Origin of the sequence: Frankia sp. CpI1-P, from assembly GCF_001421075.1 — a bacterium.
In the GTDB taxonomy this organism is placed as follows: domain Bacteria; phylum Actinomycetota; class Actinomycetes; order Frankiales; family Frankiaceae; genus Frankia; species Frankia torreyi.
Genome location: NZ_LJJX01000072.1, coordinates 12,402 through 29,342 on the forward strand (window position 1 = coordinate 12,402; position 16,941 = coordinate 29,342).

Sequence of the window (16,941 nt, forward strand, 5' to 3'; positions counted from 1 at the left end):
GGTCAACCCACCCCCGGGATGAACTGGACGAGCAGGTCGATGATCTTGATGCCGACGAACGGCGCGATGATCCCGCCGAGGCCGTAGCGGGACAGGTTGCGCGAGAGCAGGGCGGAGGCGCTGCTCGGCGTGTAGCGCACGCCGCGCAGGGCCAGCGGGATCAGGACGACGATGATGAGCGCGTTGAAGATGACGGCGGACAGGATCGCCGACTCGGGGGTGGCCAGCCGCATGATGTTCAGGCTGTCGAGCCCGCCGTAGACGCCGGCGAACATCGCCGGGATGATCGCGAAGTACTTGGCGACGTCGTTGGCGATGGAGAACGTCGTCAGCGCCCCACGAGTGATCAGGAGCTGCTTGCCGATCTCGACGATCTCGATCAGTTTCGTCGGGTCGCTGTCGAGGTCGACCATGTTGCCGGCCTCCTTCGCGGCGGAGGTGCCGGTGTTCATCGCGACGCCGACGTCGGCCTGGGCGAGCGCCGGGGCGTCGTTCGTGCCGTCGCCGGTCATCGCGACGAGCTTGCCGCCGGCCTGCTCGGCGCGGATCAGCGCGAGCTTGTCCTCCGGGGTGGCCTCGGCGAGGAAGTCGTCGACGCCGGCCTCCTCGGCGATCGCCTTCGCGGTGAGCGGATTGTCGCCGGTGATCATCACGGTGCGGATGCCCATCCGGCGCATCTCGTCGAACCGCTCCCGCATGCCGGACTTGACGACGTCGGCGAGCTGGATGACGCCGAGCACCCGCGCGTGCGCCGCCGCGCCCGCGGCAGTGTCGGCGGCTGCGGCGGTGCCGGTGATCTCCCCGACGACCAGTGGCGTCCCGCCGGCGGCGGAGATTCCGTCGACGATCTCGCCGAGCTCGGCGGGCACCGTCCCGCCGGCCTGGCGCACCCACGTGATCACCGCGCTGGCCGCCCCCTTGCGGATCTGACGGCGCACCTCGACGCCGGTCTCGGGCGCGGCCCCGGCGTCCGGGTCGGCGAGGTCGACGCCGGACATCCGGGTCTGCGCGGTGAAGGGGACGAACGTCGCCGCGCGCAGCTCGCCGGGTGAGCGTTCGCGCAGGCCGTGATGCTCCTTGGCGAACACGACGACCGAGCGGCCCTCCGGCGTCTCGTCGGCGAGCGAGGAAAGCTGGGCGGCGTCGGCCAGGACGGCCTCGCCGACCCCGGCGACCGGGAGGAACCCGCGGGCCTGCCGGTTGCCGAAGGTGATCGTGCCGGTCTTGTCGAGCAGCAGCGTGTTGACGTCGCCGGCCGCCTCGACCGCCCGGCCGCTCATCGCGAGCACGTTGCGCTGGACCAGCCGGTCCATCCCGGCGATGCCGATCGCGGACAGCAGCGCCCCGATCGTCGTCGGGATGAGGCAGACCAGCAGGGACGCCAGCACGATGCCGGTGATCCCGTGACTGGTCAGCGCCGCCGAGTCGGGGATGGCGGGCTGCTGTGCCTTGGTGTAGATCGCCAGCGGCTGGAGGGTGGCGACGGCGAGCAGGAAGATGACGGTGAGCGCGGCGAGCAGGATGTTCAGCGCGATCTCGTTCGGGGTGCGGCGTCGGTCGGCGCCCTCGACCAGGCCGATCATCCGGTCGATGAAGCTCTCGCCGGGCTGCTGGGTGATCCGCACGACGATCCGGTCGGAGAGGACCTTCGTCCCGCCGGTGACCGACGACCGGTCGCCGCCGGACTCGCGGATCACCGGCGCGGACTCCCCCGTGATCGCCGACTCGTCGACGCTGGCGATGCCCTCGACGACGTCGCCGTCGCCGGGGATGATCTCCCCGGCGACCACGAGGACGATGTCCCCCCGGACGAGCCCGGGCGCCGGCACCTCCTCCACCGAGACGCGCTCCCCCGCACCGCCGGCCGCCGCGACCGCGTCGGGCGCGACGACCGCGTCGGGCGCGGCGACCGCGTCGGCGGTGGGGGCGGGCTGGCCAGGCGACCAGCCGGTCAGGCGGCGGGCGATCGTGTCGGTGCGGGTGCGACGCAGCGCGGCGGCCTGGGCCTTGCCGCGGCCCTCGGCGACGGCCTCGGCGAGGTTCGCGAAGACGACCGTGAGCCACAGCCACACGGTGATCAGCCAGCCGAACACGGACGGGTCGGCGATCGCGAGCACGGTCGTGAACGCCGCGCCGACCTCGACGATGAGCATGACCGGGTTGCGCCACAGGGTTCGAGGGTCGAGCTTGCGCAGCGCCGCGGGCAGCGAGCGGCCGAGCTGGCGGGGATCGAGCAGGCCGCCGCCGACCCGCCGCGGCCCGCCCCGGCCCGGACGCGGCGCGGCGCCGGGCGCGGCGATGACGGTGGTGGTGCTCATCAGTGGATCCCTTCCGCGAGCGGGCCGAGGGCGAGGGCGGGGAAGAACGTCAGCGCAACGATGATCACGGCGATGGCGCCGAGCATCCCGGCGAACTGGGGCCGGTGCGTCGGCAGCGTCCCGGCGGTCGCCGGGACCGGCTGCTGGCGGGCGAAGGAGCCGGCCATCCCGAGCACCAGCAGCATCGGCAGCAGCCGGCCGAACAGCATCGCCAGGCCCAGCGCGGTGTTGTACCAGGTGGTGTTCACCGTGAGGCCGCCGAACGCCGAGCCGTTGTTGTTCGCCGCCGAGGTGAAGGCGTAGAGCACCTCGCTCAGGCCGTGCGCCCCGGAGTTGAGCATGCCGGCGCGCTCACCGGGCAGGCCCATCGCGATCCCGGTGCCGAGCAGGGCGATCGCCGGGGTGGCCAGGAAGTACAGCGACGCGAACTTGATCTCCCGGGAACCTATTTTCTTCCCGAGGTACTCGGGTGTTCGCCCGATCATCAACCCGGCGACGAATACGGTGACGACGGCCAGTACGAGCATTCCGTACAGGCCGGACCCGGTGCCGCCGGGCGCGACCTCGCCGAGCATCATGTTGACCAGCAGGGTGGCGCCGCCCAGGCTCGTGTAGGAATCGTGGAAAGAATTGACGGAACCGGTGGAGGTGAGCGTCGTGCCGCTGGCGAACAATGCCGAGTCCGGCACGCCGAACCGGGTTTCCGTGCCCTCCGTCGCCGCGCCGACCGCGACCGGCACCGTCCCGTGGTGCGCGGTCTGGAAGGCGGCGTTCACCGCGAAGCTGCCGAGGGCGAGCGCGGCCATGACCGCGACGATCGCCAGGCCCTGGCGACGGTCGCCGACCATCCGGCCGAAGGTGCGCGGCAGCGAGAAGCCGATCGCGAGCAGCAGGTAGATCTCGAACAGGTTCGTCCACGACGTCGGGTTCTCGAACGGGTGCGCCGAGTTGACGTTGTAGAAGCCGCCGCCGTTGGTGCCGAACTCCTTGATGGCCTCCTGGCTGGCGACCGGCCCGCCGGTGATCGCCTGATGGCCGCCGGCCAGGGTGGACACCACCCGGTTGCCGTGCAGGTTCTGGATCGCCCCGCCGGCGATGAGGACGATCGCCGCGAGCACACAGACCGGCAGCAGGATCCGGATCACCGTCCGGGTGAGGTCCACCCAGAAGTTGCCGATCTCGTCGCCCGTGCCGACCAGGTCATCCCGGCTGCCTGCGCTGGTCGCGACCGGCGACCGGCGCCGCGCGAGGCCGCGGACCACCGCCACCGCGACCGAGATGCCCACGGCCGCCGAGACGAAGTTCTGCACCGCCAGGCCCGTCATCTGCACGGTGTGGCCCATGGTCGACTCGCCCGAGTACGCCTGCCAGTTGGTGTTCGTCATGAAGCTCACCGCGGTGTTCCAGGCCAGCGCCGGCCCCACCGCGCCGAACCCGAGGTTGAGCGGCAGATGTTCCTGGATGCGCTGGAGCAGGTACAGCAGCAGCACGCTGACCAGCGAGAAGGCCAACACGCTGCGGGCGTAGACGCCCCAGCGCTGGCCCGCGTCGGGGTTCACCCCGGTCAGCCGGTAGATCGCCCGCTCGACCCGCAGGTGGCGGCTGCCGGTGAAGACCCGGTACATGTGGTCGCCGAACGGGCGGTAGGTGACGAAAAGCGCGGCGACCAGCAGCGCCACGGCGAGGACGCCGGCGACGGACGTCGACATCAGAACCGCTCCGGGAACAGCAGCGCCGCGACGATGAATATCCCCAACCCGATCGACAGCACCAATCCGGCGATGTTCTCCGCGTTCACAGCCTTTCGACCCCTCGCAGCACCAGCGCCAGCAGTGCGAAACATCCCAGCGTCAGCAGGACGTACACCACGTCTTGCATGCGCCCCTCCTTCATCCCGGCAGGGGCCCAGTAAAGCGCGACGAAAACCGAAAATGGCGATCACTCACGCGGTTCTCACGCCGTCCGGCGGGTTTCTCACGGCCCGCTAACACCGATCTTGAAAAAGCGGCCTGTCCGGACCTTCCGATGGTTCCCGCCCAGGCCGGACAGGAGCACGATGGGTGGCGTGCCACGCGGAACACTGCGCATCTACCTGGGGGCGGCGCCCGGGGTGGGCAAGACCTACGCCGCGCTCGACGAGGCCCGCCGCCGCCGCGACCGGGGCACCGACGTCGTCGTCGGCCTGGTCGAGACGCACGCGCGCCAGCACACCGCCGAGATGCTCGACGGGCTGGAGGTGATCCCCCGCCGGTTCGCCGACCATCGCGGCGCCACCTTCACCGAGATGGACCTCGACGCAGTGCTGGCCCGGCGCCCCGCGGTGGCGGTCGTCGACGAGCTCGCCCACACCAACGTCCCCGGCAGCCGCAACGCCAAGCGCTGGCAGGACGTCCAGGAGCTGCTCGCCGCCGGCGTCGACGTCATCTCCACCGTCAACGTCCAGCACCTGGAGTCACTCAACGACGTCGTCGAGACGATCACCGGGGTGTCGCAGCGGGAGACCGTGCCCGACGCGGTGGTCCGCCAGGCTGACCAGGTCGAACTCGTCGACATGGCCCCGGAGGCGCTGCGGCGGCGGATGGCCCACGGCAACATCTACGCCCCGGACAAGGTCGACGCGGCGCTGGCCAACTACTTCCGCCCCGGCAACCTCACCGCCCTGCGCGAACTCGCCCTGCTGTGGCTGGCCGGCAAGGTCGACGACCAGCTCGACCGGTACCGGGCCGAGCACCACATCGGTGGGACGTGGGAGACCCGCGAGCGGGTCGTCGTCGCGCTCACCGGCGGCCCGGAGGGCGAGACCCTGATCCGCCGCGCGGCCCGGATCGCCTCCCGGACCAAGGGCGCGGAGCTGCTCGCCGTGCACGTCGCCCGCTCCGACGGACTCACCGGCGCCGACCCCGCGGCCCTGACCGGGCAGCGGTCCCTCCTCGACAGCCTCGGCGGCAGCTTCCACCAGGTGATCGGCGACGACGTGCCGACGGCGCTGCTCGACTTCGCCCGCGCGGAGAACGCCACCCAGCTCGTCCTGGGCGCCAGCCGCCGCGGCCGGCTCGCCCGGATCCTCAGCCCCGGCATCGGCGTCACCACCACGAACCTGTCCGGGCCGATCGACGTGCACATGGTCACCCACGCCGAGGCCGGCACCGGCTGGCGGCTGCCGCGCGTGCGCAGCGGGCTCACCCCGCGCCGCCGGCTGATCGCGACCGCGCTGACCCTGGCGCTCGTCCCCGCCCTGACCGCGGGGCTGGTCCAGGCCCGCGGAACCCTCAACCTGGCCACCGAGATGCTCGGCTACCTGATCATCGTGGTGACGGTGGCGCTGATCGGCGGATTCTGGCCGGCGCTGCTGTGCGCCCTGGCCAGCTGTCTGCTGCTGAACTACTACTTCNCCCCGCCGCTGCACCACTGGGCCATCGAGGACGGCAACAACGCCCTCGCCCTGGCCGGATTCGTCCTGGTCGCGGCGATGGTCAGCCGGGTCGTCGACATCTCCGCCCGCCGCTACGGCCAGGCGGTGCGCGCCTCCGCGGAGGCGGCGACGCTGTCGGTGCTCGCGGGCAGCGTGCTGCGCGGCGAGGACGCGCTGCCCGCCCTGCTCGACCGGGCTCGGGAGACCTTCGCCATGACCTCGGCGACCCTGCTCGAACGCGACGGCGACGGCTGGCGGGCTGTCCTCAGCGTCGGCCCGGACCCCTGCACCCGGCCCGAGGACGGTGCGGTGGACGTCCCCATCGGCGACAGCCTCGCCCTCACGCTGACCGGGCGGCCGCTGCCGGCCGCCGACCGCCGCATCCTCGCCGCCTTCGCCGCGCAGGCCGCCGTCGCCCTCGAACAGCGCCGCCTGGCCGAGGCCGCCGCGCAGGCCGTGCCCATCGCCCAGGCCGACCGGGTCCGCGCCGCGCTGCTCGCCGCCGTCAGTCACGACCTGCGCACCCCGCTCGCCGCCGCCAAGGCCGCCGTGACCGGCCTGCGCTCCGCCGAGGCCGTGCTCAGCCGGGACGAGCGCGACGAGCTGCTCGCCACCGCNGACGAGTCCCTCGACCGGCTCACCCGCCTGGTGGAGAACCTGCTCGACATGTCCCGGCTGCAGGCCGGCGCGCTGAGCGTGTTCCCCCGTCCGATCGGGCTGGACGACGTCGTCCCGCACGCCCTCGACGAGCTCGGCCCGCCCGCCCGGCACATCGCCATCCACATCCCCGACGACCTGCCGACGATCGACGCCGACCCGGCGCTGCTCGAACGGGTGCTGGTGAACCTCGTCGGCAACGCGCTGCGGCACGCCCCGCCCGGACGCCCCCCGGTCATCACCGCGAGCAGCCTCGCCGACCGGGTGGAGCTGCGCGTGGTCGATCACGGCCCCGGCATCCCCGCCGCCCACCGCGACCAGGTCTTCCAGCCGTTCCAACGGCTCGGCGACCGGGACAACACCACCGGCGTCGGCCTCGGGCTCGCCCTGTCCCGGGGGCTGACCGAGGCGATGAACGGCACCCTCACCCCCGAGGACACCCCNGGCGGCGGCCTGACGATGGTGGTCAGCCTGCCTGCCGCCGAGCCGCCCCCGTCCCTGACCGCCCTCGACGACGCGGACCTCGGCCCCGCCGCCCGTTCGCCGGCGCCCGTCGACGACCTCGCCTAGGAACTGCGTGGGAGAGCGGCCACCTGGTTCTTCCACAGGGCTCGGTGTCCGAATTATCCCTGCGGAAGAGACAGACGGCGCCGCTCCCATGCACACTGCCTCCGCATGGGGGGCTGGGCCGACGACCTGGAGGAGGACGGCAGCGGAAGGGGACGGGTGCGAGAGCGGATCACCGGGGCGCTGGAGCGGTGGCAGGTGCCGATCTATCTGGGGGCCATCGCCGGCGGGGCGGTCGTGGGGCTCGCCGGGCCCGGAGCCGGGCCGAGGTTCCTGGAGCAGGCGATCAACCCGGCGCTCGGCGCGCTGCTGTTCGTGANGTTCCTGCAGGTGCCGGCGGCCGAGCTGGTGCGGTCGCTGCGGGCGGGACGGTTCCTCGCCGCGGTGCTCACCGTGAACTTCGTCGTCGTCCCGGGCGTCGTCGCCACGATGCTGCCGTTGCTGCCCGACGCCCAGGCCGTGCGGCTCGGGGTGCTGCTCGTCCTGCTGTGCCCGTGCGTCGATTACGTGATCGTGTTCAGCGGGCTCGCGGGTGCCCGCGCCGGCGCGCTGCTGGCCGCCACGCCGGTGCTGCTGGCCGCGCAGATGCTGCTGCTGCCGGTGTTCCTGCTGGCCTTCCTCGGCCCGGGGCTCGCCGACGTCGTCGAGATCGGACCGTTCCTCGCGGCGTTCGGCGGCCTGATCGTCGTCCCGCTCGCGCTGGCCTGGACGGTGCAGGCGTGGGCCGCGCGCCGGCCCGTGGGCGCGGCGTTCGCCGGGACGGCCGGGACGGCGATGGTGCCGCTCATGGTCATCGTCCTGGTCACGGTCGTCGCGTCGCAGACTCCGAAGATCGACGACGACCTCGNCGAGGTGGCCGCCGTCGTGCCCGCGTATGTGGCCTTCCTCGTCGTCATGGCGGTCACCGGGCTCGGCGTCGCCCGGCTGTTCCGCCTGGATGTCCCCGCCGCCCGGGCGGTGGTGTTCAGCGGGGCCACCCGCAACTCGCTCGTCGTGCTGCCGCTGGCCCTGTCGCTGCCCGACCGGTTCGCGATCGCCGCCGCCGTCGTCGTCACCCAGACCCTCGTCGAGGTCCTCGGCATGATCGTCTACGTCCGCGCGGTCCCCCGCCTGCTACCCGACCGGTGAGGTGCGCGGCCGGGCCGGTGATGTGATCGTCCGGGCCGGTGATGTGAGCAGACAGACGATGGCACGAACGGGTAGGTACGCCCTTTCCGAGCAGGATGAACCCGCAGGACAACAACGTTCACGGGGGACTGTCACGAGGGAGTTGTCGTGTCATTCGATGGAGCGGGAGTCGTCGTCACGGGGGCGGGTTCGGGGCTGGGCCGCGCCGTCTCGCTGCGGCTGGCGGCCGACGGTGCTCAGGTCGTGGTCTCCGACATCGACGAGAAGGGCGGTCAGGAGACCGTCCAGCGCATCGCCGACCATGGCGGCAAGGCGACCTTCGTGGCGGCGAACGTCGCCGACCCCGCCAGCGTCACCGAGCTGTTCGACACCGCCGTGTCGGTGCTCGGCGGCCTGGACATGGCCGTGAACAACGCGGGCGTCGCGCACGCGCCGACGGACCTGCATCTGCTGTCGGTCGAGGACTGGGACCGGGTCCTCGGGGTGGACCTGCGGGGCGTGTTCCTCTGCATGCGCGCCGAGCTCGGTCACATGGTCGATGCGGGGCACGGCCGGATCGTGAACATGGCATCGAACGCGGGGGTGAAGAACGCGCCGTCGATGGCCGGGTACACCGCCGCCAAGCACGGCGTGGTCGGCCTGACGAAGAACGCGGCGCTGCAGTACGCCCGGCGCAACATCCGCGTCAACGCGGTGTGCCCCGGCACGATCCTCACCGAGGGGCTGGCCGGCTACGGCCCCGAGCAGCAGGCGGAGTGGGCCTCCCTCGTCCCGATGGGGCGCATCGGCACCCCGGAGGAGGTCGCCGGGTCCGTCGCCTACCTGCTCTCCGACGAGGCCGGCTTCATCACCGGCCACTCCCTGCTCATCGACGGCGGACTCATGTGGGACTGACCGTTCCGGTGAGCAGCCGCGCGCGACCGNCGCGGGCCGTCACCGTTACACGGATTACCCGGGCGTCGGCCTCCGCCTTGCCACCTGCCATCCGGCGGCGACCAGAAGTAACCCGGCCACCAGGGCCAACACGCCGGTGACGGCGCCGTGAAAGGTGACGGCATGCAGCCCGTCTGACGCGTTCGCCAGGCCGCCGCCGGCTCCGGCCCCCGCGGCGAGGGCCCCCACCACCGGAAGAACCACCGACCCCGACGGGTGCCGACGTGGCCGCTGCGCTCGGCGTGGCAGTGCCCGCAGGTGGGCGACGATCGCCACCGCCACGACGACCAGCCCGGCCACGCTCATGCCGTACTGGAGCCACTTGTAGCCGGGCAGGGCGCCGTGCTCGGCGCTCAACCAGGCCACCTGGCGGACGCCCCACCGCTGTTTGTGGGTGAAGTCGTCCCAGACGACGTGCGTCACGGCTCCCACGCTCGCGGCCACCGGTGCCAGCAGCCACTGGCGTCCCGTGAGCCGCGCCCGCGCAGCCAGNCGCAACCGGACCNGATCCGGGGCCAGATCGGCCAGGGCGTCGCGAATCAGGTGAAACCACAGTCCCAACGCGGCCAGCGACAGCACCGGAACGACGGTCACGACACCGAGCAGGCTGTGCGTGAGCCGGTACAGCTCCGGCCACCCGAAGAACACCGGCACGTCGGGAACCATCGACCCGGCCACCATCGCGCTCATCGGCAGGCCGAGGCGCCGCAGCGGCAGCACCGCCGCCGGATGGCTCAACGTGAACGGCACCCTCAACCCCACAACGCGCAGATCGGCACGGCGAAGATCCCCGGTTCCAGCCGATAGATCCTGGGCCCGGTGTGGACCACCACTCCGGCGACGAAACGGTCACCGAGCTCGTCCCGTAGCCAGGTCAGGTGCCGCGCGGCGGCTGCGCCGGGTGCCGCGTCTGNCTTCACCTCGATACCGATCACGCGTTCGGCGCCCAGTTCGGCGATGAGGTCGACCTCGTGACGCCCGTTGTCCTGGCGGAGGTGGTACAGGCGGGGACGCCCAGAGCCGACGGGTAGCTCGGCCCGCAGTTGGGTCGCCACAAAGGTGTCGAGGATCCGGCCGAGCAGGTCCCCGTCCCGGAGCACGGCGTTGACGTCGAGCCGCAGTGCGGCGCCGATCAGCCCTGTATCCACGATGTACTTTTTGGAGCCCCGGACGAGTCGCTTGAGCCGGTTCGTCGTCCAGGCGGGAAGTGACTCGACCACCAGCAGGTTCGCGAGCAGATGCGCGTAGGCTTCGGCGGTCTTCGCGTTGATGCCCGCGGCCTCGTGCAGCGTCCTGGCGTTGACCAGGCCGGCGGAGTTGAGCGCCAGTGCCTCGAAGTACCGCCGCAGGCGTTGGGGATCCCGGTTCTCCCGCAGCATCTCGACATCCCGGGTCAGCAACTGATCCAGGTAACTTTCCAGCCAGTAGGNCCGCGCCCGCTCCGACAGGTGCAGGGCGGGCTCGGGAAAGCCGCTGCGCAGCGCCAGCTCGACATAGCCACGCAGATCGGGGACGTCCGACGGTAGCGTCAACGTGTCGGCGCTGTCGGTGGCCAGGCGGTCGAGGAAGGTCGGCCCTTCGNCCCGACCCTCGATCTCGCGGACGGCGAGGCTGGTCATAGCCATCCGAACGAGACGGCCGGTGCCAGGCCAGTTGTCGGCTTCGAGATCGGCTCGCACCGACCCCGTGACCAGGAACCGGCCAGGCCGGGGGNCGGCATCCACCGCACGCTTGATCGCACCGAGCACCGACGGAACCATCTGCCACTCGTCGAGGAGCACCGGCTCCGGCAGCCCGCGCAGGGCCGCGTCGGGATCCGCGGCGAACGCAACCGCCTCACCTGGCCGGTCGAGCCGGATGATGGTGCGCGCGTGCCGGGCCGCCGTCGTTGTCTTGCCCGTCGCCCGCGGTCCGACCACCAGCAACGCGGGCAGCTCCGTCACAAGATCGCGGATCAGCCCGTCGACAAGCCGTGGCAGGTAGGACCNCTCCATCATCGGAGACTACCAATCTCCAGCACCCTCCAGTACCAATTTCCAACACCTCGGGATACCACGTTCCAACAGGCGTGATCCGCACTGGGGTGCATACCCGACTGTGATCATTACGCGGGCCAGCGACCGGCTCCGCGTCCTACGCCGACGCCGGCCCACGGGCGTGGTCATTGCCGGTCGCCGCCCGTCGGACGGGGCCGAACAGGGTGGTGCGCAGGGCCGGGCCGAGAGTGCGGACTATTTCATCGGCGGTCATGGAGGCGAGCGGTTCGACGGCCAGGAGGTAGCGGGTGAACACCAGCCCGCCGAGCTGACCGACGAACGCGCCCGCGCGGTGGCGGGCGTCGGCGCCGCCGAGGCGGTCGGCCAGGCGGTCGACCATCTCCCGCTGCAGGCCGCCGCGGAGCAGCGTCGCGAGCGCGGGGTCGGCCGCCGCCGCGCGGACCGCGGTGAGCAGCGGCAGGCCGGTCTCGGGCCGGTCCCAGCCGGCCACCAGAGCGCGGATTGCCCGCTGGGGCAGGGATTCCAGCTCGCCTTCGAGCAGGCTGGCCAGGACGTCCGCGGGGTTCAGGGTGAGCTCCAGGACAGCCGCGAACAGGCCGCGTTTGGAGCCGAAGTAGTAGCTGATCAGGGCCGCGTCGACGCCGGCGTCCGCCGCCAGGGAACGCATCGTGACCGCCTCGTAGCCCTCGCGGCGGAACCGATCCCGGGCGACGGCGAGGATCGTGGCCCGCACATCAGGGCTGCCGGGCCGCCGCCCGCGCCGCGGCGAAGAATTCATCACGGTTGAACTACCGTAGCCGGCCCCGCCAAGGTCGATCCAGCGCACCGACCTGGAGGACCGAGATGACCACATCGGCTTCACCGACGACAACCACGCCGACGACGGCCACGCCGACGCCGACGGAGTTGCACCCGACGTCCACGTCAGGGCCCGTCGTCCGCCACACCCGGGTGCTGGTGGTCACGTGCGGGGCGCTGGCGACGGTGATCTCGGCGATGTCGTCGCTCAACGTCGCCCTGCCGTCGATCGCCGCCGATACCCACGCTTCGCAGACCCGACTGTCGTGGATCATCGACGCCTACAGCCTCGTCTTCGCCGCGCTGCTGCTGCCGGCGGGTGCGGTGGGCGACCGGTTCGGACGGCGGCGCGCCCTGCTGACCGGGCTGCTGATCTTCGGTGCCGGGTCGGCGGCGGCGCCGTTCACGAGCAGCGCGACGACGCTGATCGGGCTGCGCTGCGTCCTCGGCGTCGGCGCGGCGCTGGTGATGCCGGCGACCTTGTCGACGATCACCGGCACGTTCCCGCGGGAACGGCGGGCGGCGGCGGTCGGGGTGTGGGCGGCCGTCGCCGGGGCCAGCGCCGTCGTCGGCCTGCTCGCCTCCGGCCTGCTGCTGCAGGCGTGGTCGTGGCGCTCGGTGTTTCTGCTCGGCGTCGTGCTCGCCGCCCTCGCCGCGGTGGGGACCTGGCTGTTCGTGCCCGACTCGGCCGCCCCGGACGGGCCGCCCCTCGACATCGTCGGCGCCGTGATCTCGATCGCCGGCCTCGGCGCGCTCGTCTNCTCGATCATCGAGGCGCCGGAGCACGGCTGGCTCGGCCGCACCACCCTGCTCGGGCTCGGCACCGGCATCGTGCTGCTGGCCGGCTTCGTCGCCTGGGAGCTGCACACCCGCACCCCGCTGCTGGACCCGCGGCTGTTCACCCGGCCGGCGTTCGCCGCGGGCACGCTGTCGATCCTGCTGCAGTTCTTCGGCTTCTTCGGCCTGATCTTCATCACGATGCAGTACCTGCAGCTCGTCCGTGGCGACAGCGCGCTCGTGGCGGCGGTCAGTGTGCTACCGATGGCGGCCGGGATGATGCCCGCCGCCCGCCTCGCCCCGAGGGTCGTCGCCGCCGTGGGCGCCCGCGCCTGCTGCGTGGCCGGGCTGCTCCTGATCACCGCCGGGATGGTCGTGCTGTCCCGGCTCGACCAGGGCAGCTCGTACTGGCTGCTGCTGGCCGGACTGTTCCCCCTCGGCGTCGGGATGGGCCTGGCGATGACGCCCGCGACCACCNCCGTCACCGACAGCCTGCCCCCGGCGCTGCAGGGCGTCGGCTCCGCCGTCAACGACCTGTCCCGCGAGCTCGGCGGGGCGCTCGGCATCGCCGTGCTCGGCAGCCTGCTCGGCTCCACCTACCGCCACCACCTGGCCCAGCACGGCGCGCTCCCGCCGGCCCTCGCCGAGAAGGCCCGTTCCTCGCTGGGCGTGGCCGCCCACCTCGGCGAGCCGGTCCTCGGCCACGCGCGGACGGCGTTCGTCGACGGCATGCAGGTCGCCTTCCTCGGCGGCGCGGTCGCCACCGGGGCCGCCGCGCTCGCCGTGGCCCTCCTGCTGCGCGCTGGCCGACCGAAGTGAGCTCCTATCCGTCAGCGCGCCCGTAGCGCTGGTGGAAGACGTTGTGGTCGACGGGACGTCGGCCGGGGTGGCGGCGTTCCTCGGCGGGATAGCCGACGGCGACCAGCAGGGCGATGGCGAGGTCGTCGCGGTCGGCGATGCCGATCGTCTCCTTCACTGCGGCCTCGTCCCAGCCGTTCATCGGCGAGCTGGCCAGCCCCAGCTCGGTGGCGGCGAGCAGCACGTAGGTCGCGGCGATCATCGCATCCTTGATCGCGTACTCGCGTAGCAGGCCGCGCCGTTCGAGGTCGTGCTGGAAGGCGTCGGAGGCGGCCGCGAACATGGCGATGAAGTCGTCCGACCAGGCGCCGGCCCGGCGGGCCTGGTCGTAGATGTCGGCCCGGTCGGCGCGCCAGGCCTGCGGCTCCGCGACGAAGACGAGGATGATCGGGGCCTCGGCCGGCTGCGGCTGCCCGCCGGTGGCGCGCACGAGACTCTCCCGGCCCGCCTCGTCGCTGACGACGACGATCGAGCGGTCCTGCAGGTTCCAGGACGTGGGCGCCTCCATGGCCAGGGCAAGCAGGGCGTCGAGCGTGGCGGCCGGGATCGGGTCGGGCCGGTAGTGGCGAACCGTGCGGCGGGTCCGGATGGCGTCCGCGACCGACAGGGTCGGCCCGGTGGGCGGAACGAGACCGGCGGCGGGTCCGGGCGGCAGGAGCTGCGTCATGGCACTCACTGTCGGGGAGTGACTCTCTTTTCGGAAGAAGGCACTTATTGGTGCGCTACACCGAGCTCGCCCGCCGCATCGAGGGCGTCTCCCAGAAGATGCTCACCCAGACGCTGCGCGCCCTGGAGACGGACGGCTTCGTCACCCNCACCGTCCACCCCACCAGCCCGCCGCGCGTCGACTACACGCTGACTCCCCTCGGCCGCANCCTCGCCGAGCCCATCACCGCCCTGCGCCGNTGGACCGAGACCCACATCAACGACATCGAACGCGCCCGCGCCGCCGCGCGACCGCTGCCCTCCGCCGGGGCCGGCATCGGGTAGCAACACAGCGACCAGTCCAGGCTTCGGCTGCGGGGTGAGGCTTCGCCGCGGCAGCATCAGGGGGGTCGCCAGGAGGAGCAGGCCGGCGGCCGCGATCGCGATCCGCGGGCTGGTGAGGCCGGCCAGCAGGCCCCACAGCACCGTCAGGGTCGCGATGCCGGCCTTGCTGGTGACCGACCAGGCCGACAGCGTCCGGGCGACGCGCCCGGCATCGGTCTGCTCGAGCCGGTAGGTGGCGAACACGGGATTGAACACACCCATGCAGGTGACCAGGCCGAGTTGGACGGCGATGACGAGCACGATCCCGGCCGTGCCGGGGCGGATGAAGGCCAACCCGAGCGACCAGCACGCCCGCAGTGTGCCGGCGACGAGCAGGACCCGATGCCGTCCGTGCCGCACGACGAGGGGCCGGGCCAGGCGAGAGCCGACGAGCCCGCCCACGCAGGGCACCCCGAACGCCAGGCCGTACTGCCACGGCTCGAAGCCGAGGCGGCCGAGCATGAGAACGGCGACGAGCGGAGACGTCGCCATGATCAACCCATTGACCAGGACGGTGTTGACGAACAGGGGTCGCAGCGCCGGGTGGCTCAGGATGTGCCGCCACCCCTCGGTGAGGTCGCGAAGCCGGGCCCTCGGTGTGCCGGCCGGCGCGGAGCGCGGCTCGCTCCCACCGATCGCGCCGATCGCGCCGATCGCGCCAATGGCCCCGATCGCGCGGAGTCCCGCCGCCGAGAGCAGGTAGCTGATCGCGTCGGCCAGCACGGTCGTCACCGGTCCGAACAGTCCGATCGCGGCCCCACCGAGCGGCGGCCCGACGACGGTGGCGGTCCAGGTCGTCGACTCGAGCCGGGCGTTCGCGACGAGCAGGTCCTCACCCTGTAGGAGTGCTTTCACGTAGGCGCCGGCGGCAGCCGTGAAGGCGATGTCGGCGGCGGCAACCATGATCGACACCACGACGAGCTGGGCGAAGGTGAGCCAGCCGAGCGCGAACGCGACGGGGACGCTCAGCACCGCGACGAACCGGGTCAGGTCCATCGCCACCATCACCGGCCGCTTGCGGCGGAACTCGACCCAGGGGCCGAGCGGCACCGCCACCAGCGCCCCCGCCGCCGGCCCCGCCGCCGCGAGCACCGCCACCTCGGTCGGCCCGGCGTGCAGCACGAGGATCGCGATCAGGGGGAACGCGTCGAACGCCAGCCACGTGCCGAGGGTGCTGACCGCGTACGCGGCCCAGAGCCACCCGAAGCGCCATCTCGCAGACCGCCCCGCCACTACCACCCGCCCCAGCCCCCTTCCCGCCGCATCCGAACAACATCTCGTTGACCAGCAGGATCTAAGCGAGCAGGCGAAGGGCGATGCAAACAACCGCCGCGGCGGCGAGCCACAACCCCGGGTTGTGCGACTAACGTCGGGCGACGTGGATCTCGAGGCTGTGCGAGCGTTCGTCTCCGTCGCGGACACCGGTCAGTTCCAGCGCACCGCCGCCGAGCTAACGATCACTCAACAGGCGGTCTCCAAGCGCATCGCCAAGCTGGAAAGAGACCTCGGCGTGCGGCTGTTCACCCGCACCGTGCGTGGAGCTCAGCTCACGATCGACGGCCAGGCGTTTCTCCCGCACGCCCGCGAGCTGCTCCAGGTCGAACGGCGGGCGACGGATTCCGTGCGGCCCGGCCGACGCGCGCTGCGCATAGACGTGATCAACCGGCGGATCGCCCCGGCAGCCCTGCTCCGCGATTTCCACGGCGCCCACCCCGATCTCCACCTGGACGTCGTGGTCCTCGACGACTCCGGCGTCGACGCCGCCATCGCGGCCGTCCGAGCCGGAACGATCGACGCGTCGTTTCGGGCTGTCCCCCTCCCCGCCCGGCAGATGCCCGACGTCATCAAGGCGATCCGGGTCGTCGACGAACCCCACGAACTGCTCACCGGGCCGACCCACTCGCTGGCCGCAGCTCGCGCCGTCACGCCTGCCGACCTGGTCGGACACCGAATCTGGATACCCGGCATCCTCCCCGGGACAGAATGGGCCACGTATTACGACGACCTCGCCGCGGAGTTCGGACTCACCATCGATCCGGTCGGTCCCAATTTCGGCACCGAGCACCTTCTGGACGTCCTCGCCGACTCCGCGACCCTGGCCAGCCTCGTCGGCGAAAAGACCCGGCTGCTCTGGCCCACCCGCTACGATCTGCGCCGCATCCCGCTGCACGACCCGACACCNATCTACCCGCATTCCCTGATCTGGCATCGCGACAACCCTCACCCGGCGCTCGCNCAATACCAGGAACTTTAGGTTCGGATCAGGACTGTGACCACGGTGGGCGGCGGTCCTGCGAGGTGCTTGTCGATCGGCTTCTTGGCGGGGAACGGGGTGCGTTTGGTGCGTCGGACGACGCGGGGGTGGGAGCGGAGCCGTTTCGGTAGGACGTGTTCGGCGATCTCAGCGGTCACCGCGGCCAGGATCCGGGCCGTCCGGCGGAGGGGGGAAAAGCGCCCGGCGCACGAC

The 16,941-nt window shown here is 72.1% G+C and carries 11 protein-coding genes and 15 pseudogenes; 14 read left to right on the forward strand and 12 right to left on the reverse strand.

From position 1 onward, the window contains the following. Positions 1 to 2: 2 nt before the first annotated feature. The 3 genes from kdpB to kdpF are packed head-to-tail and all read right to left on the reverse strand — an operon-like array spanning position 3 to position 4,116. Positions 3 to 2,318 carry a potassium-transporting ATPase subunit KdpB gene (gene kdpB / locus FF86_RS28145; protein WP_044888199.1) on the reverse strand — a complete coding sequence of 772 codons (2,316 nt, stop codon included), beginning with the start codon at positions 2,316 to 2,318 and terminating at the stop codon, positions 3 to 5. After that, positions 2,318 to 4,027: a potassium-transporting ATPase subunit KdpA gene (kdpA, locus tag FF86_RS28150; RefSeq protein WP_044888198.1), complete on the reverse strand. Its 1,710-nt coding sequence runs from the start codon at positions 4,025 to 4,027 to the stop codon at positions 2,318 to 2,320. Before kdpA ends, kdpB begins: the two co-directional genes overlap by 1 nt. After that, positions 4,027 to 4,116: a K(+)-transporting ATPase subunit F gene (gene kdpF, locus FF86_RS28155; protein WP_044888197.1), complete on the reverse strand. Its 90-nt coding sequence runs from the start codon at positions 4,114 to 4,116 to the stop codon at positions 4,027 to 4,029. Before kdpF ends, kdpA begins: the two co-directional genes overlap by 1 nt. Positions 4,117 to 4,374: 258 nt before the next feature. Between kdpF and FF86_RS59510 the strand changes: the two genes are divergently transcribed. From FF86_RS59510 to FF86_RS28170, 7 genes and pseudogenes are all read left to right on the forward strand, one after another. Next, a partial coding sequence (locus FF86_RS59510; RefSeq protein WP_242419769.1) for a universal stress protein occupies positions 4,375 to 5,709 on the forward strand: 1,335 nt, incomplete at its 3' end. Position 5,710: 1 nt separating this feature from the next. Then, positions 5,711 to 6,347: pseudogene (locus tag FF86_RS59515) on the forward strand (histidine kinase dimerization/phospho-acceptor domain-containing protein); the annotation flags it as partial. A 1-nt stretch (position 6,348) separates the two neighbouring features. Beyond that, positions 6,349 to 6,830: pseudogene (locus FF86_RS59520) on the forward strand (sensor histidine kinase); the annotation flags it as partial. A gap of 232 nt (positions 6,831 to 7,062) precedes the next feature. Next, a pseudogene (locus FF86_RS63300) lies at positions 7,063 to 7,273 on the forward strand (hypothetical protein); the annotation flags it as partial. A 1-nt stretch (position 7,274) separates the two neighbouring features. Then, a pseudogene (locus FF86_RS59525) lies at positions 7,275 to 7,801 on the forward strand (arsenic resistance protein); the annotation flags it as partial. A 1-nt stretch (position 7,802) separates the two neighbouring features. Further along, positions 7,803 to 8,082: pseudogene (locus tag FF86_RS59530) on the forward strand (arsenic resistance protein); the annotation flags it as partial. Between the two features lie 147 nt (positions 8,083 to 8,229). After that, positions 8,230 to 8,976, forward strand: coding sequence for an SDR family NAD(P)-dependent oxidoreductase (locus tag FF86_RS28170; RefSeq protein WP_044888194.1), 747 nt, complete (start codon positions 8,230 to 8,232; stop codon positions 8,974 to 8,976). Between the two features lie 54 nt (positions 8,977 to 9,030). Here FF86_RS28170 and FF86_RS59535 read toward each other — a convergent pair. The 6 genes and pseudogenes from FF86_RS59535 to FF86_RS28185 all read right to left on the reverse strand — a co-directional run. After that, a partial coding sequence (locus FF86_RS59535; RefSeq protein ID WP_242419770.1) for a DUF4184 family protein occupies positions 9,031 to 9,507 on the reverse strand: 477 nt, incomplete at its 5' end. 14 nt (positions 9,508 to 9,521) lie between these two features. Continuing rightward, positions 9,522 to 9,777: pseudogene (locus tag FF86_RS59545) on the reverse strand (DUF4184 family protein); the annotation flags it as partial. Between the two features lie 152 nt (positions 9,778 to 9,929). Beyond that, positions 9,930 to 10,394, reverse strand: a pseudogene (locus tag FF86_RS59550) (DUF4143 domain-containing protein); the annotation flags it as partial. 203 nt (positions 10,395 to 10,597) lie between these two features. Beyond that, positions 10,598 to 10,728 (reverse strand): annotated as a pseudogene (locus FF86_RS59555) (ATP-binding protein); the annotation flags it as partial. Position 10,729: 1 nt separating this feature from the next. Beyond that, positions 10,730 to 10,958 (reverse strand): annotated as a pseudogene (locus tag FF86_RS59560) (AAA family ATPase); the annotation flags it as partial. A gap of 190 nt (positions 10,959 to 11,148) precedes the next feature. Beyond that, positions 11,149 to 11,790 carry a TetR family transcriptional regulator gene (locus FF86_RS28185; protein WP_044888191.1) on the reverse strand — a complete coding sequence of 214 codons (642 nt, stop codon included), beginning with the start codon at positions 11,788 to 11,790 and terminating at the stop codon, positions 11,149 to 11,151. 218 nt (positions 11,791 to 12,008) lie between these two features. Between FF86_RS28185 and FF86_RS59565 the strand changes: the two genes are divergently transcribed. The 3 genes and pseudogenes from FF86_RS59565 to FF86_RS59575 form a co-directional block, all read left to right on the forward strand. Then, positions 12,009 to 12,570 (forward strand): MFS transporter (locus FF86_RS59565; protein ID WP_242419772.1); only part of this gene is annotated, 562 nt, incomplete at its 3' end. A 68-nt stretch (positions 12,571 to 12,638) separates the two neighbouring features. Beyond that, positions 12,639 to 13,064 (forward strand): annotated as a pseudogene (locus FF86_RS59570) (MFS transporter); the annotation flags it as partial. Position 13,065: 1 nt separating this feature from the next. Next, a pseudogene (locus FF86_RS59575) lies at positions 13,066 to 13,406 on the forward strand (MFS transporter); the annotation flags it as partial. Positions 13,407 to 13,410: 4 nt separating this feature from the next. Here the strand turns inward: FF86_RS59575 and FF86_RS28195 are convergent. Next, the gene (locus FF86_RS28195; RefSeq protein WP_044888189.1) at positions 13,411 to 14,112 is read right to left on the reverse strand and encodes a nitroreductase family protein; all 702 of its coding nucleotides are present in this window, start codon (positions 14,110 to 14,112) and stop codon (positions 13,411 to 13,413) included. A gap of 50 nt (positions 14,113 to 14,162) precedes the next feature. Here FF86_RS28195 and FF86_RS69055 point away from each other — a divergent pair. Both FF86_RS69055 and FF86_RS59585 read left to right on the forward strand, forming a co-directional pair. Further along, a pseudogene (locus tag FF86_RS69055) lies at positions 14,163 to 14,259 on the forward strand (winged helix-turn-helix transcriptional regulator); the annotation flags it as partial. Between the two features lies 1 nt (position 14,260). Beyond that, a pseudogene (locus tag FF86_RS59585) lies at positions 14,261 to 14,319 on the forward strand (transcriptional regulator); the annotation flags it as partial. A gap of 32 nt (positions 14,320 to 14,351) precedes the next feature. On the opposite strand, the pseudogene FF86_RS28200 reads toward FF86_RS59585, so the two are convergent. Next, a pseudogene (locus tag FF86_RS28200) lies at positions 14,352 to 15,707 on the reverse strand (MFS transporter); the annotation flags it as partial. A gap of 145 nt (positions 15,708 to 15,852) precedes the next feature. Here FF86_RS28200 and FF86_RS28205 point away from each other — a divergent pair. Further along, a partial coding sequence (locus FF86_RS28205; RefSeq protein ID WP_396230149.1) for a LysR family transcriptional regulator occupies positions 15,853 to 16,655 on the forward strand: 803 nt, incomplete at its 3' end. Position 16,656: 1 nt separating this feature from the next. Then, positions 16,657 to 16,709, forward strand: a pseudogene (locus FF86_RS63305) (hypothetical protein); the annotation flags it as partial. A gap of 15 nt (positions 16,710 to 16,724) precedes the next feature. Here FF86_RS63305 and FF86_RS36725 read toward each other — a convergent pair. Next, positions 16,725 to 16,941, reverse strand: a 217-nt coding sequence (locus FF86_RS36725) for a hypothetical protein (RefSeq protein WP_128423660.1), incomplete at its 5' end; no start/stop codon positions are given.